The organism is Aliiroseovarius zhejiangensis, from assembly GCF_014656375.1.
In the GTDB taxonomy this organism is placed as follows: Bacteria; Pseudomonadota; Alphaproteobacteria; order Rhodobacterales; family Rhodobacteraceae; genus Aliiroseovarius; species Aliiroseovarius zhejiangensis.
Map to the genome: position 1 here is coordinate 912,616 of NZ_BNCH01000001.1, position 20,522 is coordinate 933,137.

Sequence of the window (20,522 nt, forward strand, 5' to 3'; positions counted from 1 at the left end):
ATTCCCCGGCCTTCGCACGGACCTTGATACGCCGCAAAAGAGCTTGTTCGAAATTGTAAAGAAATGTAACTTCGCATAATGTCTCAGCATATCCTCATCGTCGAAGATGATCGTGTCACCCGGATGCGCCTTGCCGCTTATCTGCGCGAACAGGGTCATCGCGTCAGCGAGGCCGAGGATGCCGAGGCGATGGAGCATATCATCGCCATGGACCCCCCCGAACTTCTGCTGGTGGATGTCAATCTGGACGGCAAGGACGGGCTGACCATCACCCGCGAACAGCGGGCCAATTCGCGGGTCGGGATCATCCTTCTGACCGCGCGTGACGATCAGGTCGACAAGATCGTGGGGCTTGAAATGGGGGCCGATGATTACGTTACCAAACCCTTTGACAAGCGCGAGCTGGCCGCGCGGGTCAAGAACTTGCTAGCCCGGATCAACGATATCGGCCTGGCACCCGAAGGGCCGCCCCCGATCAGCGAATTCGGGCCATGGTGCTTTGATCGCATTCGCCGCCGACTGGTCAGCCAGGCACGGGTCGAACCGCTGACCAGTATTGAGTTCGGCATCCTGAAAGCCCTGATGGATTACCCCGGCGTTACGCTCAGCAGGGCGCGGATTGCTGACTTTCTGGGCCGGGGGCATCAGAATTCCAACACACGCACAATCGACGTGGTGGTCGGCCGTCTGCGCAAAAAGATCGAGGATGACCCCGCCTGCCCCGACTGGATCCTGACGGTGCATGGTGAAGGCTATCGCTTCGTTCAACCCTCGACCGCCGAGACATCCTGAAGCCCGGCCTGCGCAGCGGCATTTTCGAGCATCGCACAGGCGTCCTGCGCGGCCATCCGGGTGGCGTTTATGCGGGCGGGCGTCAAGGTGCCCGTGTCGCCTTCGATTTGCGCCAACTGGCTGCGCAACGCCTCCAGCCCATAATTCGACACCGCCCCTTTCAGCCGGTGAGCGAGCCTGCGCCGTGCGTCGGGATCGGCCCCTTCGATCTCGCGCAGTGCCGAAGGGATATCGCTCAGCAGATCGCGCAGCACATGCGCCGTGGATTCGGCGCCTAGATCGCGGATATCGCCCTGCACGCATTGAAGCACTGCTTCATAGCCCGGCGTTCCCATGCCCGGCCTGGACGCCTTCTGCGTCGTGTCGTGCATACCTTCCAGCAGTTCAACCAACCGGCGCGGCGAGATCGGCTTGGCCAGTATACGGCTGACGCCAAGCCGGTCGCGTTGCGCCTGCGTATCGTCAATCGCGCGTGCGGTCAGCGCGGCCACCACCGCATCGCCCCGAATGGGTGCCAGTTGCCGGATCACCTCTTCGCCGGACATATCCGGAAGGCCCAGATCAACGAGGATCAGGTCAAACACCTCTTCCTTCGCCGCCGCCAGCCCCGCAGCCCCGGTTTCGGCCTCGCGCACTGTGCATCCCAGCCGCTCAAGATAGCCCCGTGCCACCATCCGGTTCACCGCATGATCCTCGATCACCAGCACAGATTTGCCAATATCTTCGGGCAAGGCGACGTCATGCCGCTCGATCTGGTCCGGGTCGCCGATGGAGACGGGCACACTCAGGGTAAAGCGGCTGCCCATGCCGGGCTCGCTTTCCACCGTCAGACCGCCACCCATTGCTTCGGTCAGATTGCGCGAGATCGGCAAGCCCAGCCCGGCGCCTTCGGTCCAACTGCGTGCCACGTCATCTTCGCGGGAATAGGCGTCAAACGCTTGCATCAGGAAAGCCTGGCTCATCCCCACGCCGGTGTCTTGCACAACGAACGACAAGACGGCCTGTTCTTCGCTTTGACCCATGGCAAAATCCACCGACAGGGTGACCGATCCCGCGTCAGTGTATTTCACCGCATTGGACAAAAGGTTGGTCACGACCTGGCGGATCTTGACAACATCGCCAATCACCACGGGCGGCACGGTCGCCGCCAGATCAACATTGGCCTCAAGCCCCTTTTCCCGGGCCAGGGCCGACAGGTAGTGGCCCAGCTGCCCGGTAAACTCGCGCGTGTCGAAATGCACCGGATTGGCCCGGACAGACAAAGGCTCGCTTCCGGAATAGACGATGATATCGTTGCTCAGCTCCAGCAACTCGCGGGCCGAGGTCAGCGCGGTTGCGATGCGTTTGCGGTGCGCATCGCTCGTTGCCTCGGCCTGCAACAGATCAAGCATCCCGATCACACCATTGAGCGGCGTGCGGATTTCGTGGCTCATACGGGCCAGAAACTCTGACTTGCCACGATTGGCGGCCTCGGCCTCGGCGCGGGCCTTGTCCGAGGCGCGCATTTCCTCGACCACCTCACCCGTGCGCGCCACAACCGCCTGCTCAAGGGATTCCTGCAATCGCGCCGCCTGCATCGCCCGCCGGCGCAGGATGTTGAGCGCCTTTTCCATGCGCCCGATCTCATCGCGCCCGGAAATGGGCACCGACGTGCCAAACTGCCCCTGTGCCACGGCAATCACCCGGTTCGCCACGTTACGCAGGCGCGCGACCAGTTCCTGCCGGGCATAGACCCAGGCCCAGGCGCCCAGCGCGCCTGACAACACCACCAGCGCCAGCAGCCCGTTGGCCAGACGCGCCGTCAGGGTGTTGGCCCGGTCGATCTGCGCCAGGCTCGTCTGCTGCACCTGTTGGCGGACCGTTTCTGCATGTAGCGACAACGACTCCACCCGGCGTTGCAGCTCTGCGCTGTCGTCGGCAACGGCTTGTTTCAGCTCCAGCACGCGCGACGAAAGCGCAAGCAGACCCTCGGCTCCCAGCGCCTGCTCAAGCCTCGCGAGCAGCCTGAGCGCATCGTTGCGACCCGCCTCTGTCGGCAAGAAAGGCACGCGTCGCAAGAACAGGGCGTGACTGCGCTCAAACTGGCCGCGCGCCTCGGCAATCTGCTCGGGTCGGGTCAGTTGCGGCACCTGCTGCAATCCCAGGCGCAACGCCTCGGCGGCGCGCAACAGCTCTGTCAGCCGGTCAAAGGCAAAGAAATCCCGATCCGCCAGCCGATCCAGCCGGGGGCGTGTATCAACGCCCGGACTGGCGTGAATGTCGGCAATCCCGGCGGTGATCTTCAATCGCGCCAGATCAAGCTCTGCCTCGAGCAGCGCGCCCAGTTCCCGACCGATATCGTTGGCCACCCTTGTCTGTTCCCGCAATCGCGCATCAAGTTCCAGCGCCTCCTTGGCGTGGCGCGACATGGTGTCGACAATGGCCAGAATGTCGGATTGCATCGGGTTGGCGGGCGGTTTTTCACTGATCCCTTCCAGGGTCTGCACGCCGTCCTGAATGCCCGTGACGGTCTGTTTCAGCGCGGCGGACAGATCATCCTGGGCCGTGGCCGTGTCGGCCTGGGCGAAAGACACCGCAAGCGAACGGACCACATTGGCCTCGACCGCGATCCGCCCCGACAGAGTCATCGCGGGGCTGTTCTGCTCGATCAGACGGCTGTTGGAGACGATCAGATAGCGGTTGACGCCTACCGCGGCCACGCCCACCATAACAGCCAGAAACCCCATCAGGGAGAACACGAGCATTAGCTTCTTGTCGAAAGACTGGCGTTGCATTCCCGCAACCTACGCAAGGCGTTGGACGACTGCAATCGTGGCCATTGTCTTCGCTCTGGTGCTGACGGGTCTGCGGGCAGAGCCGGTTTCTGCCAACATCCCCCGGCAGGTCTGCGTGCTGGTGCCACATTTCAAAGATGAATACTGGCTCAGCGTCGGATACGGGCTTGAGCAGGAAGCCCGGCACCATGACATCGACCTGCTCTTTTACGAGGCTGGCGGCTACCGCGCCCTCGCCACCCAGATCGCCCAGCTGAACGATTGTGCGGCCCGTGGGGTCGACGCGATCCTGATCGGTGCCGTCACCTCGGACCATGCCGAATTGCTGTCGGCCATTCGCGACGTGTCGTCCCGGGTGCCGGTTCTGGGATTGGTCAATGAGCTGCGCAGCCCCGACCTGTCGGGGCGCATCTGGGTCGATTGGCGGCAAATGGGCCTGGTTCTTGGCAGCTATCTGGCAGATCTGCACCCGGCGGACACGGTCCCGCAGCGCGCGGTGCTCGTGTCTGGCCCCGAAGAGGCAGGGTGGACCGGCCCGCTGGAACAGGGCCTGCGCAAGGGGCTGGCGACAAGCAGCATAGAGATCATCGCCGTTTTCAGTGCCGATACCGGCCTGCGTCAGCAACTGGCGCTTGTGGAAGAGGCCTTTGCCACCATTCCGAAAATCGACCTTCTGATCGGCAGCGCGCCCGCCGTCGAGGCCGCAATCGGCCTGATCAGCAACACGGGCCAGAACAGTGATGTCAGGCTCGCCTCGACTTACATCAGCCACACGATCAAGCGCAGTTTGACGAATGGCCGGGTCCTCGCGGTTCCGTTTGATGACCCCAGACAACAAGGCATGCTGGCGATCCGCCAATTGCTGTCTGTTGCGGGAAAAAGGCAGCACGCCGCGATGGGCGGGCCGGAGATCGTGTTGGTCAGCGGTCAAGACGACGTGATCGACAAAGTTGTACTGTCCCCGGCCGACTACTTTCCCGTTATCCAGTAAATCAGCATTCTTGCCGATCTTCGAGGATCAGGTCGATTACAGGTCACAATCCGGTTTGAACCGGCCTGCGAACGCATTGCAAACGGGTTTCATCAGCGCCTTGGGCTAGGGTCGTGTCGTCGGACAGTCCCCCACTCCCAGGCCATCATCGCAGACACCTCACTTTAACGAACCAAACGAATGAACAGGCGACGACAACCCAAGCGACGACCGTGGGTTTGATCCGTTCTTAGGCGAGGTGCGCGATATAGCGAATCGACGCGGATTGCCTTCCCCGGTCGCTGTGATGAACGAGATCAGCAGACGGTCGCCGTTCACAGAGCGCCAGCTCAAGGTCATCCTGAACGAACCGGGCCTGCAGGGATTGTGACACGCGCCAGCCAATAAAGCGGTTTGCGAAGGTGTCGAACACGAAAGGGACGCAGACACACACCCGTCAAGTCAAAACATAGGTGCAGTCACTGACCCAGAGCGTGTTCGGACCCGTGTCAACCTTTTCCTACTGAACCGAACGCCGCAACGTATCCCGGTCACAGCCGATTTTCGGCGCCATCGCTTTCATCGCCGCCGCCTAACTCTTGAAGGTGCCTTTATTGTCGAACACCATCCGCACGGCCCTTGCTCGTGTCCCTGTCGAATAGCGATTTACTCTGTTTTCTCTTTTCAAGGCTCCAATCTTTCCTTGATTTGGAGCATACGGAAAACGAGGTGCGGTTCAGTACGCTGTTTGGCCATATCTCGGCAAGCTTGGTTTCGCTTTGTTGCCACAGGTCATGGTCGGAAAAACATGATCGACCTTCGGGCCAATGACGGGTGCAGATCTCTGGACTAAACCTCAATACAAGAGAAATTCAGAGTTTTCGCGATACGGGCTAGTGCCGGTTGCGCCCAATCCTCTATACGAAATGGTCAGGGAAATGCTTTCGGTGTGAGTTTCAGTCGCCCGTCGCCACGCCAGAGCAACTGCGGATAGCACAGAACCATGGCAAGGCCGGAGCACCAAAACATGAAATCAAGTCGCAGGCTTGCTAGTGCGCGGATCATTGCGCCGGTGGCGCGTCAGTTGCGCGTTGCCGGTGTGTTGTCTGTTACGTCTGGTCTGATCTGGCCCGCGCAGGCGGGTGCGCTGGCATGGGCCATTTCGGGCTGGGTGACGGGTGAAATGACCCGAACCGGGATAGCAGCGGCGCTTTTCATTCTGGGCGGCGTCCTGAGCGCGCTCTTGACGCGGGCGGCCGGCGCCTGCCTTTTTGACGCCGCAGATCGGACCATTGCGCGTGAGCGTGCGGCGCTCATCTTGCGCGAGGCACGCGCGCGCGCCGATGTCAGTTCGGCCGAGGTCGCTGCGCTTGCCGTGCAGAAGCTACCGCTCCTGCAGCCGTGGATCACGCGGTATCATGTGGCCATGGTGCGCGTGGCGATCCTGCCTCTTGTCCTGCTGGCGGTGACATTCTGGTTCTCGTGGGTTGCAGGGCTCGTGTTGCTGGTCGCAGGACCGTTGATCCCCGTTTTCATGGCACTGATCGGTATGGCAGCCGAGGAAGCATCGCGGCGACAGATGGTCGAAGTCGGCACGATGAATGCCATGCTTATGGATCGGCTTTCGGCGATGCTCGACATCCGCCTGTTGGGCGCGGTCGAGAACGCGTCGGCGGATTTTCAGGATCGGGCCGAGGCCTTGCGCGTCAAGACCATGAGAGTGCTGCGTGTGGCCTTTCTGTCATCGACTGTGCTGGAGCTTTTCAGCGCCATCGGTGTCGCGATGGTGGCGGTTTTTGTGGGCTTCACGCTGTTGGGGGAAATCACGTTCGGAAGCTGGGGAACCCAGCTTGGGCTTGGGGAAGGCCTGTTTCTTTTACTGATCGCACCCGAGTTCTTTCAGCCCTTTCGCGATCTTGCAGCAGCGTGGCATGATCGCGCGGCGGGCTTGTCGGTGTTGGCCGAACTGGAAGAGCTTGATACGACCGGGCGCGTGGCGTTTCTGGGCACGGCGCGCGAAACCGCGCCTTTGCGCGGCCCGATCACACTCGCGCTCAGCGGAGCCGCTGTCGCGTATTCGGACCGGATATTGCCATTGCCGGACTTCAAGCTGAACACGGGTGAATCCCTCGCGCTTGTCGGCCCCAGCGGTGCCGGCAAAAGCACAACGCTTGAGGCCATTGCAGGTCTTGTGCCGCTCGCTCGGGGGCGCATAACCGTATGTGGCAAGACGTTGGACGAGGACACGGCAGACGCGTGGCGCGCACGTATCGCAATGGTGCCGCAAACCCCACATTTTGCCGATCAAACACTGCGCGACTGGCTTGACCCCGACGCGGATGAAGCCGCGCTCCGTATCGCCCTTGAGCTTGCAGAGGCAGACAGGATCGTCAGGCGGTTGCCCGATGGACTGGACACCCGTCTGGGTGAAACGGGTGGCGGCGTATCGGGTGGCGAAGCGCGTCGGTTGATGATTGCCCGCGCGGTGCTGAGCAGGCGCGAGCTCATCCTTGCGGACGAGCCGACGGCAGATCTTGACCCCGAAACGGCACAGCTTGTCATTGCATCGCTGAAACGACTGAAAGACGCAGGCCACAGTCTGATCGTCGCGACGCATGATCCGGCCGTCTTTGGCGCGATGGACCTCACTGTAGAGGTGGGGTCATGAAGGCGCTTTTGCCCATCATCCGCTTGCTGCTGACGGCAGAGCCCAAATCCATGATCCGTGGCGCCGCCCTGTCGGTGATCGTTCTGTTGATGGGGGCGGCACTTCTGGGTCTGTCGGGCTGGTTCATCACCGCAACGGGGATCGCTGGCCTGGCGGGTATCGGCATTGCTTTTGACGTGTTTCGCCCCTCGGCAGGTGTCCGGTTTCTGGCACTGGGTCGCACGGCTGCACGGTATGGCGAACGGCTGCTGACCCATGATGCGACCCTGCGGGCGCTGGCGGCGCTGCGGGTGACATTGCTGCGCCGTCAGGTTGGCCTTGATGCAAGAGCACTGGCCCGCCTGCGCGGTGAGGCGGAACTCACCCGCATCATCTCGGACGTCGATGCGCTCGACGGTGTCATTCTGAGGTTTGTCCTGCCCGGGCTGGCCGCTCTGGTTACGCATCTGATCGTCTTTCTTGCGCTTGCATGGCTGGCCGGGTGGGCAGTTGCCGCTGCCGTCCTGCTTGGCTATGTGCCAGTCGCGGTTCTGGTGTTTTGGAGGCTGGCGCGTCAAAGCATCGTTCCCTCGGATCAGGTCGAAACACAATCGCAGGCCTTGCGGCGCGGCATGATCGACATGATCCGGGACCGTCAGGCGCTGATCTTGCGCGCCCGCATCACCGCGCGTGAGGCTGATCTGCTGGCGATTGATGCCTCGACGCGCAAAATGATGCGGGCGCTTGACCTTTCGGACCGGAATGCGATCGCCGCGCTATCAGTTCTGACCGCAGCGGTTACGGGGCTGGCCCTTTTGGTGGGGGCAGCCTTTGTCGGGCAAGGCGCGCTCGACCCGGCAACCGGCGCAATTGGCGTCTTTGTTGCGCTGGCGCTGGCCGAAGCCCTGCCACCTTTTGCGCGCGGTGTGGCCGACTTCGGAAGGATGGCAGGTGCGGCAAAACGGATCGGGCAAGCCCCCGGACCGATACCCGCAACGGCGGTCAGGCCGGACGCCAAGCCCGATGAGCCGGTTCTATCGGTCGACACCCCGGAACTGGCGCTTCAACTTGAGGCAGGCAAGGCGGCGGTTCTGACCGGGCCAAGTGGTGGCGGCAAGACCAGCATGCTGATGCAGATTGCCGGTATGGCCGCCAGTGAAGGCGTCTTTATTCTCGGCACAAGGGTCACGGAATGGCCTGACGCGGAATTGCGCAACATCGTCACGATGGTGCCGCAACGCAGTGCGTTGATCGCGGGGACGATCCGCGAGAACCTGTCACTCTCTGGCGAGACGAAGGATGAAGAGATGTGGCGCGCACTTGCGGCTGTTGCGCTTGATGATGTCGTGCGCGCGCGGGACGGGCTTGAAACACAGCTGGGCGAGGGCGGCACGGGTCTTTCAGGCGGTCAGGCGCGCCGACTGACACTTGCGCGGGCTTTGCTTCGGAAGCCGAAACTGCTACTTCTGGATGAACCGATTGAGGGACTTGACGATGCGACAGCTTCGCGCGTCCTGACAGGGATACGTGGGATGTTACCTGAAGCGGCGATCCTTGCGACACTGCACCGCAGCGCAGATCACCCCGTTTTTAATATATCTCAAAAAATAGATATAAGACGGTAGCGCCGATCATTATATTGTGACGACCGCCACTGCGCGGCCAGAACCCACTACCGGAAATTGCACCAACGGCATGACGTTGGGCAGAAATCTAGGAGACTGGAAATGGAGTTCGATATTGTCGAGCTGTCACGCCTGCAGTTTGCAATGACAGCAATGTATCACTTCCTGTTTGTGCCGCTCACACTCGGCTTGGCCGTTCTCGTCGCGATCATGGAAACGGTTTACGTCATGACGGATCGCCCGATCTGGCGGCAAATGACAAAATTCTGGGGCATGCTTTTTGGCATCAACTTCGCGATCGGCGTGGCCACGGGTATCACCATGGAATTCCAGTTCGGGATGAACTGGTCTTATTTCAGCCACTATGTCGGCGACATTTTTGGCGCGCCGCTCGCGCTTGAAGGCCTTATGGCGTTCTTCCTCGAGGCCACATTCGTCGGCCTGTTCTTCTTCGGCTGGGACAAGCTGAGCAAGGTCGGCCACCTCATCGTGACGTGGCTCGTCGCCATTGGCTCGAACTTCTCGGCGCTGTGGATCCTGATTGCAAACGGCTGGATGCAGAACCCAGTTGGAGCCGAGTTCAACCCCGACACGATGCGCATGGAGATGACGAGCTTCTTTGAGGTCATGTTCAACGAGGTCGCGCAGGCAAAGTTCGTCCACACGGTTTCGGCAGGGTATGTCACGGCCTCAGTTTTCGTCCTGGGCGTATCGGCGTGGTATCTGCTGAAGGGACGGCACGTCGAACTGGCGCGCCGCTCCATCACGGTCGCTGCCTCGTTCGGTCTGGCCTCGGCGCTTTCGGTCGTCGTTCTGGGCGATGAATCCGGTTACTCGGCAACGCACTCCCAGCGTATGAAGCTCGCTGCGATCGAAGGTATGTGGGAATCCGAACCGGCGCCGGCGTCGTTCACACTGATCGGCCTGCCTGATCAGGAAGCGCGAGAAACGAAATATGCGGTGCATATTCCCTATTTGATGGGGCTTATCGGAACACGCTCGCTTACAAGGGAGATCGCGGGCATCGACGAGTTGATTGCCGAGTCCGAAACCCGCATTCGGTCGGGCATCATCGCCTATGATGCGCTTATGACGATCCGCGAAGAACGCGACGCCACCAGCCCCGATGTGCGCAGCACGTTCGAGGCGCATAGTGGCGATCTTGGCTATGCCTTCCTGCTCAAACGTTATGTCGATGATCCGCGTGACGCCACCGAGGCACAGATCGTGCAAGCCTCCAACGACACGTTGCCAACGGTCTGGCCGCTGTTCTGGGCCTTCCGCATCATGGTCGGGCTGGGCTTCAGCTTTATCGCGATCATGGCCTACTTCTTCTGGCGCTCCAGTTTCCGTGGGCAGGACTATCCGCACTGGGCGCTGTGGGGGGCTGTGCTGATCATTCCGACACCATGGATCGCGGCCGAGCTTGGCTGGTTCGTTGCCGAATACGGCCGCCAGCCATGGACGGTGGACGGTGTCTTGCCAACCGCGCTTTCGGTCAGTCACCTGTCGGTCACCGACTTGCTGCTGACGCTGGCCGGTTTCATGATTTTCTACACGGTGCTGTTCGTCGTCGAGATGGGCCTGATGCTGAAATACATCCGCAAGGGGCCGTTCGAGGATGTCGAGGAAACCGAAGCCTGGACCGCGCGGCACGAACACCGCCTGCGCACCCACGATGGCAAAGGCCCCTTTGCCGAAACCCCAGCGGAGTAAACGCCATGATCTTGCATGAATTTATCAGCTATGATGTCCTTCGCGTGATCTGGTGGGCGCTTTTGGGCGTGCTGCTGATCGGTTTCGCGCTGACCGACGGCTTCGACATGGGCGTTGGTGCGTTGCTGCCCTTCGTTGCCAAGACCGACATTGAACGTCGCGTGGTGATCAACACTGTCGGGCCGGTCTGGGAGGGAAACCAGGTGTGGTTCATTCTCGGAGGCGGTGCGATCTTCGCCGCATGGCCGCCGCTTTACGCGGTCAGCTTCTCGGGCTTCTACCTTGCAATGTTCGTCATTCTCGCCGCGCTGATCGTGCGCCCCGTCGCGTTCAAATACCGCTCCAAGCGCGAAAGCGCGCGTTGGCGCACGGCTTGGGACTGGGCCCTGTTTGCTGGTGGGGCCGTGCCCGCCCTGCTCTTTGGTGTTGCGGTGGGCAATGTGCTGCAAGGTGTCCCATTCGAACTGACGCCAGATCTTTTCGCCCGCTATGAAGGGGCCTTCTATGCGAAGTTCTTCGGGTTGCTGAACCCCTTCGCGATATTGGCAGGTGTTGTATCCCTTGCGATGCTCGTGACCCACGGCGCGGCCTGGCTGTCCTTCAAGGCCGAGGGGGTTGTTGCCACGCGCGCGCGATCTGTTGGCGCGGTCTCGGGCCTTGTGACGATCGTCGGCTATGTTCTGGCTGGCATCTGGCTCGCTTTCGGCATCGAAGGCTATGCCTTCGCATCGGACGTGGCCGCAAACGGTCCGTCCAACCCTCTTTACACCGAGGTCCTGCGGACGGACAGCTGGCTGTCGGCCTATGCTGCGCGGCCGTGGATCGCCCTTGCACCCGTTCTGGGGCTGTTGGGGATGGTCATGACTGTACTGGGCATGCGCGCCGGGCGCGAAGGCAAAACGCTTCTGTGGTCCAAGCTGGGCATTTTTGGTGCAATCTCATCAGTTGGGCTGACAATGTTCCCGTTCATTCTGCCCTCCTCGATTGATCCAAGGTCATCCCTGACTGTTTGGGACAGTTCGTCTTCGCACCAAACCCTGTTCGTCATGCTTGTCGCGACGGTCATCTTCATGCCCATGATCCTTGTCTACACGGCGTGGGTTTACAAAGTGCTCTGGGGCAAAGTCACCGAAGCTGACGTGACAGAATCCAGTTCAGCCTACTAGCTCGCTTAACCGGAAGGAAAACAGAATGTGGTATTTTGCCTGGCTCCTTGGCCTGCCTCTGGCCGCGATGTTTGCGGTCGTGAACGCAATGTGGCTTGAAATGCGCCGTGATCGTGCGCTGTCGGAACAGCCGCATACGGAAAAGGGATAACACACCTCGCAGCCAACGCAGCGCTTCGACGCCGGTCGCCCGCGATTGAAACCGCAGTGACCGGCGTTGGCGCAACACCCAAATTTTGTGATACCGAATGACCGGAACTTGCAGCGCAAGGCGTTGTAAAGCGGCTATGATCGCATCACGTCAACTGAACAAATCCTAGCCAACCGGTTTAACTGATGGGCAAGCGTGTTCAGCGGTTCGACACCTCATCAAACACACCAGAGACTGGCCGTTTGTGGAAACAAGTGCTTGCTGTGGCATGAAGCACTTTGGGCATTAAGGTGTCGTCAATCCGCACGGATTGTTTGCGACCGGGTCACGTCGATCAGCCGCGAGCCGATCGCATTCGGAACGGATGGGATGCGAAGGACAAAGGTAGATCAGACCTACAGGAAAACTGGGACGCTACCTCGTTTTTTGCTAGATCACCGCGCCACACCAAGATGTACGCTGTTCGCCAAAACGGGTTTATTGTGATCCTTGTAGAGTAAAGTGAAGAACAAACGTTACTTTGCCATCCAACTGACCCTCGGAAAATGAACCGGAGTCCGGCTGCCAGCCAATCTTCTTAGATTGAAGTCAGCACCTTGCGAACCAATTCTGTTCGCCGAACGACATCCATCTTTGACATTGCAGATTTAAGCTGGTTGCGGATTGTGTGAATGCTGACCTTGCGAAATTCTGCGATCTCTCGGGTCGACCGGCCTTCTGCGATACTCTCTGCGACCTCTGCTTCACAGGGTGTCAACGAGAACAGCTCGACCAACATCCCTTTTGCATCCGTAGCATGCTGATCGCGCATCATGCACAGCATCAGAAGCGGCCTTCCGATCAGCCCGAGATCTGAAAACATTGTGGCGTCATCCCGAAGTGCAAGCCTAGCTGTTCGACACCTGAACTCTTGCCCGTTCCTCCGATCGACGGCTCTGAACGTGGTTTCAAGGGTTAGTTCATGCCGGGCAAGTCTGTCTGCCAACCTTTCAAGCAACCGCGTGAGCCGCGGGCTTCGAAAAAACAGTCTCTCTCGGAGGTCGCAGCAAAATACGGCACCCTCGTGAATCAATGTTTGAGCTTCTTCATTCGCGAAACGGACCCGGCGTTGACCATCAATTGCGACAACCGAAGGTGGGTGCCAAAGCCCGACCTTGACGGCCGTCTGTTCGACGACCTTGGCTGCGATCATCTGATTTATTTCAATTGCGTGTTGAATGCTGGGCACCAGTCGAGCGACGAGCGCCATCCATTGATCCTGCTTTGCCTCAATATCCCGTCGGCGAATGTTGCCCCCCAGCAGGAAGTTGCGCCGCCTGTCATTGAAAACAACCGCACCGCCACCACCCAGAATGTCACCATTGGGCCGCACCCAATCATTGTAAAACTCGGTTCTAGCGAGGTCTTCCACAGGACACATTTCCTCGGCGTGCATGACTGATCCTGCTGCGCGTTTCATGAAAACGGGAACCCAGGCATTCATTGTTCCATAATATTCGGCATAGGAGCGGACTGCTTCTGGATCGTATCCAGAGCTTTTTATTCCGAACTGGGTGTTCGACCTGACATCTTGCCCGAACATATGGGTGCGCACACCGCCTGTTAGTTGGTGTAGGGCGTCTAGAAAATCTTGCCACTTCCTAGGATCAACCTCAGCTTTGAAAATCAGGTTTGTCAGCCGCGTAAAATCAGTTTGACTTACAGACATAGGAATTCTCTGTCGAAGGCAACAGCTCCACCAGAAATTGATCTATCGGCGCAAATTATAACAGATTTACCGCTTTATGGCGAACCGGCTTGCCCAAAATCCAAGATCAGTACCGTCGGGAGTTCGTTTGCAGATGACCCCGGGACAGCTTCAAACCATCATGAAATGACCGGCGATACCAAGGGAGCTTAGCCCAATTGGTTCATGCCAGACCAAATCCGTTCATCTAATTTGGTGAGTCTTTTCGTCCGCTTTTCATTACGGAGGCTCCAATGGCATTCATATTCAAAAGCTCTCGGAACGACATCGTCCGGGGCACAGACTCATCTGATTGGATTTTTACATTTGGGGGCGATGACGAAGTTCATGCCCGCGCGGGGAACGACTTTGTTTTCGGCGGGCTTGGCAATGATTGGATCAGTGGTGGCGATGGTCGCGACTACATCTACGGTCAGCGCGGTGATGATTTTCTGATTGGCGGCGCAGGAGCAGACGTCCTGCGTGGCGGTCGCGGCAATGATACCGCTGTATTTGTCGCAGCGGACAATACTCGGAATGCATATCACAATGACGCATATTATGGCGGCAAGGGGCATGACACACTCAGGCTCGAGTTCACGGCGGATGAATGGGCAGAGTGCTCAGTGAAAGAGGATGTGGCGGGCTTTCTGAACTGGCTTTCGGACACATCTGCCGCGCGCTCATTCACATTCACTTCACTAAGTCTGACGGCGCGAAGCTTTGAATGCCTGAAGGTTTTTGTCGACGGTGTAGAGATCGACCCCACTGCCCCGCCGGACGTGACCGAGATAGACCTGTCAGATTCGACAGAAGATGAAACGGTCACAATATCTGATGATTCTGACACCAATATCCAAACGGGCTCGGGCGATGATACGATCACGGCCGGCAATGGCACCAATGTAATCGACGCGGGTGACGGCAACAACGTCGTGACAACAGGCAGTGGCGACGATGACATTACCACGGGGTCCGGTGATGATACCGTCACGATAGGCGATGGGGACGATATCGTGCGCACCGGTGCCGGAAATGACACGATTATTGCCGGGGCCGGTTTGGGTGATGACATCATCGACGGTGGGCTAGGCAATGATACAGTGGCTTACCCATCTGTCACAAATGGGGTCACGATTGATCTCCGCCCCGAGGATCGGTCGGGCACGATGACAATAAACAACGGCACAATAGGGGATTATCTGTCGTCGAATGGATATGCGGCGACCACGCCGGTTGGCATTGCGACTGGTGATGTTTCCCCGACGGGACAGGACGAAGTCGAAGTTGATATCCTGATCAGCATTGAAAATGCCACGGGTGGGACGGGCAGCGATCACATCACGGGCAACGACGACGACAATGTTTTGCGAGGCGGCGATGAATCGGACACGGGGAATGACACGCTTCTGGGTCTAGCGGGCAATGACCTTTTGATTGGGGGTGCCGGAAACGACAGCATTGATGGTGGTGCGGGTGACGATACGATCGAAGGCGGCGCCGGGAATGACACGATCGATGGTGGCGAAGGGTTCAACCAGATCGTCCTGAGCGGGACCAACGACGACTATGACGTCGTCAGCAACGGCGACGGCACCTACACGGTCACGGATGTCGGGGGAAATGGCGACGGTGTCGACGTAATCACCAATATCGAAGACCTCGTGTTTTCCAACACGACGTTGGCTTTGTGGACGTTCGTGGATGGATTCGACATCTTCGGCACGTCAAACGCCGAAACCATCAACGGCACACCGGGGCGAGACAACATTTATGCTGGCGCAGGTGACGACCAGATTTTCGGACGCGGAGAAGAAGACTGGATTACAGGAGGCGCTGGAAATGACTTGATTGATGGCGGCGATGGAGTGGTTGACGACGATTCTGGTTGGGACGCTGCGGACTATATGGAGGAAACATTTGAAGGAGGGTCTCAGGGCGTCACCGTCAACCTTGGCACCCAAACTGCGACGGACACGTTCGGCGACACGGATACTTTGGTTAACATCGAACGGATCAACGCCACGAATTTCGCGGACATCCTCATCGGATCCGACGATGACGACGCATTCGACCCTCATGGCGGTGATGACGAAATTCACGGCGGCGATGGTTGGGACAATCTGATGTATCAACTATCCGCTGGTGAGGGTGGAGTTTCGGGGATCGTGGCAACATTTAGCCCGACAGTTGAGGGGTCAGGAACTGTGGAGGACCCGTTTGGAGATACTGACACTTTTTCCGGGATCGAAGCCCTTCGCGGCACCGAGTTCGATGACGACGTAACTGGCGGTTTTGGTTTTCAGTCCATTCGCACATATGCGGGTGATGACATCGTCGACGGAACGATAGGGCAACAGATGCTGGGCTATCATGACGATGCGAATTACGGTGGTTTCGAAGGCATCTCGGTCGATATGTCCGTGGTCGATGGAAACGGTTTTGCGACCGTGACTGACGGTTTCGGCGATAAAGACCTGATCAAGGATGTCGAGGAAATTCGCGGCACCGGCACCGACGACTCCATCACTGGCAGCAACGCGGATAACTTCTTTCTTGGTGAAGCTGGCGATGACTTCATCGACGGACAAGACGGCAGCGATACGATCCAGGGCGGCTTGGGAAACGATACGATTCTGGGTGGGGTTGGCGACGACAATCTTGATGGCGGTGCGGATAACGACACCATCACTGGGGGAGCGGGTGTTGACGTCATGATAGGTGGAGCCGGCGCTGACCAATTCATCTTCAGCCTCGGCGACGGCAATGACATCATCGAAGATTTCACGGTCGGAGAGGATCTTCTGGTCCTTGAGGGCGGCGTGACCATCACCGGATTGTCCGAGCTTGACGTCGGAGGTGATGCCAGTTTGGACACGGTCGTCGAGTTGTCGAGCGGCGAAGAGATTGCACTGTTGGATGTCTCTGGTCTCACCGACTGGAATGCGCTTCTGTGAGTGCCTGGCCCTTTGCGTCTGCGCCGCAGATTTTCGGGTTTCTCTGATCCGGTTTCAGGAGCTGGTGGGCGCAAAGGGGTTTTGTATAGGGTGACACCTGATCAGGATTGATTGTCTCAAAAAACGAGATCAATGGGCCGAGCTAGCAAACAGGACGATTAATGCGATGTCCCCACGGTCGCCTTGCCTTACCCGTCGTCGCGGGCGTAATCCCGCAATTGCTGCACATCGCTGATGATGGCGCTGGCCTTGTCAATCCGCACCCCATACGCCCCCAGCCGCGAGAAAGCGCGTGACAGGCTTTCGGGTTTCATCCCCAGACGTCCTGCGATCAGGACCTTGTCGTATGGCAATTTGATCGCACAATCGTCGGGCGTGCCGTCGCACAGGCCAAGCAGAAACTCGGCCACACGCTGCGGTGCGGTCTTGGCCTTCAACTGCTCAAGCTGTGTCACCAGCCCGTGCAGATGTGTGAAGGTCGAGGACAGGATGGACAAGGCGACCTCGGGATCCTGTTTCACAAGCTGAACCATGACATTGGTCGGGATATGCATGACCTCGCAATTGGTGGCCGCTTCGCCCGACACCGGATAGGGCAGTTTTCGCAGGGCCACGGCCTCGCCGAAACTTTCGCCACGGGTAAAGACGCTCACCACCGCTTCGGTGCCGCCGCGCGTCATGCGGTAGAGCTTCACCCAGCCATCCAAGACAATGTGGATCGCATCGGCAGACTCCTCTTGCATGAACAGTGTTTCGCCACGCTCGTAATGCCGCCATGTCGCTTGTGACAGGATCGCGTCCACATGCACATCGGGTAGCGCGCGCATGAAAAGAGAATTGCGCGCAATCGTCTTATACTTTTCAAGTGGCACTGTGTTTCCCCTGTAAACGGCACTGTGCAAGCAGCGCGCCATCCTGTTTCGGCATCGTTTCTATCTGCGCAACCCGGCGGCGTCCACCATCTGAATGCATCTGGTGCACCCGGGTTCAGTCGCCAGAGCGGGTTGCCCTGACAACCCGTCCGGCCAGCTGTTCTTCCCAGGATTTCATCATCTCATCGACCCGCTTCATATAGGCTTCGTTTTCTACGGTTGGCGTGTCGATGTCATGCAGCTGGGCAAGGTCGAGCATCACTTCGCGATCCGACGCGTCGAACTCGGCCACCATACGTTCAGCCGTGGCGCGACCATGCCCAAGCGCCTCGAACGCCGAACGGGTCATGCGCAGCGAGCTGTCATACACTTCGCGGATCACGTCGCGGCACCCCACAGACCACAGGTCATAGACATGGTCGCGGTCAACCGCGCGGGCAATGACATGCACATGTGGATGATGCGCGCAGACATAGCGGGTCATTTCGGTGATCGCCTCTTTCCCGTCAATTGCGATGACAAGGATCTTCGCGTCTTCGATCCCTGCGGCGTGCAGCATATCGGGACGTGTGGCATCGCCGAAATGTACGCTGATCCCGAACCGGCGCAGCATCTCAAGCTGTTCCGACGAATAGTCCAGCACCGTCGTGTCATACCCGGCGGCGCGCAGGCCACGGTTCACGATGCCGCCAAACCGGCCGTGGCCGGCGATGATGATCTGGGCCGGTGTCTCGATCGGATCAGCCTCGCGCCGGTCCTCGTGCGAGTATCGTGGTGCGATCACCCGGTCATAGAGGATGAACAGCACGGGTGTCAGCAGCATCGACAGCGCCACCACCAGCAGCAAGAGGTCGGCAATCTCCTTGGGGATCACGGCATTGGCAACCGAGAAGGACAAAAGGACAAACCCGAATTCACCCGCTTGGGCAAGGCCCAGACCGAACAACCACTTGTCACCGCCCGTCAGGTGAAAAGCTCTGCCCAGCACCATCAATATGATGGATTTCAAGACGATCAACCCGACCGTCAACCCCAGAACCAGCGCGATGTTCTGACCCAGTAATTCAAAATCAATACTGGCCCCGACGGTGATGAAAAAGACGCCAAGAAAAATGCCCTTGAACGGGTCGATGTCGCTTTCCAACTCATGTCGGTAGGCGCTGCCACCCATCACGACCCCCGCCAGAAAAGTGCCCAGCGCCGGGGACAGGCCGACGAGCGTCATCAACAGCGCGATGCCCAAAACCATCATCAATGCCGCGGTGATGAACAGTTCGCGCAACTTGGCGCGGGCCACGAACCGAAATACGGGCGTTGTCAAATAGATGCCGATGAATACCACCGCCGCGATGGCGCCCAGCGTGACCAGCGCCGTCTGCCACCCGTTCAGACCGTCAACCAGGCTGAGGTTCAGATGGGATGCACCGGCACCGTGATCGCCCGCATCATCCGCCCCGTGCGACAGGGTGGTGGCCAGGTCCGGCTGCGCCAGCAAAGGGATCAGGGCCAGCATCGGAATGACCGCGATGTCCTGCATCAACAGCACCGAGAAGCTCGCCTGCCCCCCGTCAGATCGCAACAGCCCTTTTTCGCGCAGGGTTTGGTTGACGATGGCGGTCGATGACAGGGCCAGCACCAGCCCTATGGCCAATCCGATGGCGGGCGACAGGCCGAACGCCATCGCAATCAGCATGATCAGACCTGCTGTGACGACAACCTGCAACCCGCCCAGAACGAAGATCCGCGCTCGCATGTCCCAAAGGGCGCGCGGGTTCATCTCAAGCCCGACAACGAACAGCATCATAACGACGCCAAACTCTGCGAAGTGCTGCAGCGCGACCACATCCGCGCCCATTGCGTGCAAGAACGGGCTGATGATGATCCCGGCCAGCAGGTATCCCAGCACCGACCCAAGCCCCAGGCGCGATGCGATCGGCACTGCCAGAACCCCGGCCAGAAACAGCGTGAAAGTAATCAGCATGAATTCGGCGGTCATCGGGCATCCTGTCTGTTTGGCAAGCCGACAGGGCCAGGCGCTGGCCCGTGCAGCGTCGCACACGGTGCGGTGCGCGGGTGAAACACACCATCGTTAACCCGTTCATCTCTCAGTCAACCCCGTGCACCGAACGGGGTCAAGGTATTGCCGAATGCGTCAGGCTTCCCGGGCTATGTGCGTTTCAGAATCGTACCGCCATCCGTCCGATTGCAGCACAATCACGACCAACCCGCTTGCGCTAGCGGTGGATGCGACTGACACGTGCCAGCGCCGTGACGGGGCCGAAGATCGTGATTAACAGACTGAGCCAGCAATCCTGTGCATGCAACAATGCCGGTGCCCGAACTTTTTTGAAAGTGCACAAGTTTCGCCTTGTATTCCCCATACCCGCTTGGCTATACGCGTCGACGGAGACGTGGCCGAGTGGTCGAAGGCGCTCCCCTGCTAAGGGAGTAGGCGGGAAACCGTCTCGAGGGTTCGAATCCCTTCGTCTCCGCCACCTACCATTTTCATTCAATTCAGTTGGCACTCATTCAACCCCTTATGGGGCTGTTTTTGTTGATCTATCTGCATTCGTTATTGCTTTTGGTTTTTCTTCGATTAGACTCGTTTCTATTCGTTGCGTGGTAGGAATTGTGGTATTTTATGGCTGCTTTAGGCGGGAAGTTGACGAAGAATCTTGTGCGAACCCTCGGCCCAGGTCGCCATGGCGACGGGAGCGGTTTGTACCTTGTCGTCGATCCATCAGGAGCTCGAAGGTGGATTGTGCGCGTCACGGTCAAGGGCCAGCGTAACCGTGAAGGCAAACCGCTTGTCTGACGTCAGCGCCAATGGGACAGATTAGGCTGAATTGATAAGAGAGGGTTTCTGGCTCATCGTAACCACCAAGGAGTGAAGATGAGACAGAAACCCGGAACCAAACAGAGCCACGGCGAGAAGGTCGTTAAGGACATCCGCCGGGCCACCCGCAAACAGTATTCGGCGGAAGAGAAGATCAGGATCGTGCTGGACGGCCTGAAGGGCGAAGACAGCATTGCCGAATTGTGTCGGCGCGAGGGCATTGCCCTGAGCCTGTATTACAGCTGGTCCAAGGAGTTCCTAGAGGCTGGGAAGAAGCGCCTGGCGGGCGA

Annotated in this window: 14 protein-coding genes, 1 tRNA gene and 1 pseudogene; 11 read left to right on the top strand and 5 right to left on the bottom strand. The window is 59.0% G+C overall.

What is annotated here, in order from left to right; all coding sequences use genetic code 11:
* The first annotated feature begins 78 nt into the window (after window positions 1–78).
* Window positions 79–792, top strand: a complete 714-nt coding sequence (locus IE188_RS04605) for a response regulator (RefSeq protein ID WP_191285252.1) — start codon at window positions 79–81, stop codon at window positions 790–792.
* On the opposite strand, the gene IE188_RS04610 is transcribed toward IE188_RS04605, so the two are convergent.
* Window positions 765–3,566, bottom strand: a complete 2,802-nt coding sequence (locus IE188_RS04610; RefSeq protein WP_191285253.1) for an ATP-binding protein — start codon at window positions 3,564–3,566, stop codon at window positions 765–767. The genes IE188_RS04605 and IE188_RS04610 overlap by 28 nt on opposite strands.
* Window positions 3,567–3,603: 37 nt before the next feature.
* On the opposite strand from IE188_RS04610, the gene torT reads away from it, so the two are divergent.
* Window positions 3,604–4,557 carry a TMAO reductase system periplasmic protein TorT gene (gene torT / locus IE188_RS04615; RefSeq protein ID WP_191285254.1) on the top strand — a complete coding sequence of 318 codons (954 nt, stop codon included), beginning with the start codon at window positions 3,604–3,606 and terminating at the stop codon, window positions 4,555–4,557.
* A gap of 232 nt (window positions 4,558–4,789) precedes the next feature.
* Here the strand turns inward: torT and IE188_RS16750 are convergent.
* A pseudogene (locus IE188_RS16750) lies at window positions 4,790–5,038 on the bottom strand (DDE-type integrase/transposase/recombinase); the annotation flags it as partial.
* A 525-nt stretch (window positions 5,039–5,563) separates the two neighbouring features.
* Between IE188_RS16750 and IE188_RS04620 the strand changes: the two are divergent.
* From IE188_RS04620 to cydX, 5 genes are all read left to right on the top strand, one after another.
* Window positions 5,564–7,204, top strand: a complete 1,641-nt coding sequence (locus tag IE188_RS04620) for an ABC transporter ATP-binding protein/permease (protein ID WP_191285255.1) — start codon at window positions 5,564–5,566, stop codon at window positions 7,202–7,204.
* The gene (locus IE188_RS04625) at window positions 7,201–8,808 is read left to right on the top strand and encodes an amino acid ABC transporter ATP-binding/permease protein (protein ID WP_191285256.1); all 1,608 of its coding nucleotides are present in this window, start codon (window positions 7,201–7,203) and stop codon (window positions 8,806–8,808) included. The genes IE188_RS04620 and IE188_RS04625 overlap by 4 nt, the downstream gene beginning before the upstream one ends.
* Before the next feature lie 102 nt (window positions 8,809–8,910).
* Entirely contained in the window at window positions 8,911–10,524 is a 1,614-nt protein-coding gene (locus tag IE188_RS04630) for a cytochrome ubiquinol oxidase subunit I (RefSeq protein WP_191285257.1), read from the top strand.
* A gap of 5 nt (window positions 10,525–10,529) precedes the next feature.
* Window positions 10,530–11,690: a cytochrome d ubiquinol oxidase subunit II gene (gene cydB / locus IE188_RS04635; protein WP_191285258.1), complete on the top strand. Its 1,161-nt coding sequence runs from the start codon at window positions 10,530–10,532 to the stop codon at window positions 11,688–11,690.
* 25 nt (window positions 11,691–11,715) lie between these two features.
* Complete coding sequence (cydX, locus tag IE188_RS04640) at window positions 11,716–11,841, top strand: cytochrome bd-I oxidase subunit CydX (RefSeq protein WP_191285259.1); 126 nt, start codon at window positions 11,716–11,718, stop codon at window positions 11,839–11,841.
* Window positions 11,842–12,418: 577 nt separating this feature from the next.
* On the opposite strand, the gene IE188_RS04645 is transcribed toward cydX, so the two are convergent.
* Entirely contained in the window at window positions 12,419–13,549 is a 1,131-nt protein-coding gene (locus tag IE188_RS04645; RefSeq protein WP_191285260.1) for a helix-turn-helix transcriptional regulator, read from the bottom strand.
* Window positions 13,550–13,821: 272 nt separating this feature from the next.
* On the opposite strand from IE188_RS04645, the gene IE188_RS04650 reads away from it, so the two are divergent.
* Window positions 13,822–16,524 (top strand): calcium-binding protein, encoded by a 2,703-nt coding sequence (locus tag IE188_RS04650; RefSeq protein ID WP_191285261.1) that lies wholly within the window; start codon window positions 13,822–13,824, stop codon window positions 16,522–16,524.
* Between the two features lie 188 nt (window positions 16,525–16,712).
* Here IE188_RS04650 and IE188_RS04655 read toward each other — a convergent pair whose 3' ends face one another.
* Both IE188_RS04655 and IE188_RS04660 read right to left on the bottom strand, forming a co-directional pair.
* Window positions 16,713–17,396, bottom strand: coding sequence for a Crp/Fnr family transcriptional regulator (locus tag IE188_RS04655; RefSeq protein WP_229836490.1), 684 nt, complete (start codon window positions 17,394–17,396; stop codon window positions 16,713–16,715).
* 115 nt (window positions 17,397–17,511) lie between these two features.
* Window positions 17,512–19,392: a cation:proton antiporter domain-containing protein gene (locus IE188_RS04660; RefSeq protein WP_191285263.1), complete on the bottom strand. Its 1,881-nt coding sequence runs from the start codon at window positions 19,390–19,392 to the stop codon at window positions 17,512–17,514.
* Window positions 19,393–19,801: 409 nt separating this feature from the next.
* Here IE188_RS04660 and IE188_RS04665 point away from each other — a divergent pair.
* The 3 genes from IE188_RS04665 to IE188_RS04670 all read left to right on the top strand — a co-directional run.
* Window positions 19,802–19,891, top strand: a tRNA-Ser gene (locus tag IE188_RS04665).
* 146 nt (window positions 19,892–20,037) lie between these two features.
* Window positions 20,038–20,211 carry an Arm DNA-binding domain-containing protein gene (locus IE188_RS16880; protein ID WP_407648172.1) on the top strand — a complete coding sequence of 58 codons (174 nt, stop codon included), beginning with the start codon at window positions 20,038–20,040 and terminating at the stop codon, window positions 20,209–20,211.
* 78 nt (window positions 20,212–20,289) lie between these two features.
* On the top strand, window positions 20,290–20,522 hold a 233-nt coding region (locus tag IE188_RS04670), incomplete at its 3' end, for a transposase (RefSeq protein WP_191285264.1).

Bases quoted from the DNA above. Each gene is read 5' to 3' on its own strand.
- IE188_RS04660 (WP_191285263.1), bottom strand. From the start codon at position 19,392: ATGACCGCCGAATTCATGCTGATTACTTTCACGCTGTTTCTGGCCGGG.
- IE188_RS04605 (WP_191285252.1), top strand. From the start codon at position 79: ATGTCTCAGCATATCCTCATCGTCGAAGATGATCGTGTCACCCGGATG.
- IE188_RS04650 (WP_191285261.1), top strand. From the start codon at position 13,822: ATGGCATTCATATTCAAAAGCTCTCGGAACGACATCGTCCGGGGCACA.
- IE188_RS04620 (WP_191285255.1), top strand. From the start codon at position 5,564: ATGAAATCAAGTCGCAGGCTTGCTAGTGCGCGGATCATTGCGCCGGTG.
- IE188_RS16880 (WP_407648172.1), top strand. From the start codon at position 20,038: ATGGCTGCTTTAGGCGGGAAGTTGACGAAGAATCTTGTGCGAACCCTC.
- cydB (WP_191285258.1), top strand. From the start codon at position 10,530: ATGATCTTGCATGAATTTATCAGCTATGATGTCCTTCGCGTGATCTGG.
- IE188_RS04625 (WP_191285256.1), top strand. From the start codon at position 7,201: ATGAAGGCGCTTTTGCCCATCATCCGCTTGCTGCTGACGGCAGAGCCC.
- cydX (WP_191285259.1), top strand. From the start codon at position 11,716: ATGTGGTATTTTGCCTGGCTCCTTGGCCTGCCTCTGGCCGCGATGTTT.
- IE188_RS04610 (WP_191285253.1), bottom strand. From the start codon at position 3,566: ATGCAACGCCAGTCTTTCGACAAGAAGCTAATGCTCGTGTTCTCCCTG.
- IE188_RS04630 (WP_191285257.1), top strand. From the start codon at position 8,911: ATGGAGTTCGATATTGTCGAGCTGTCACGCCTGCAGTTTGCAATGACA.
- IE188_RS04645 (WP_191285260.1), bottom strand. From the start codon at position 13,549: ATGTCTGTAAGTCAAACTGATTTTACGCGGCTGACAAACCTGATTTTC.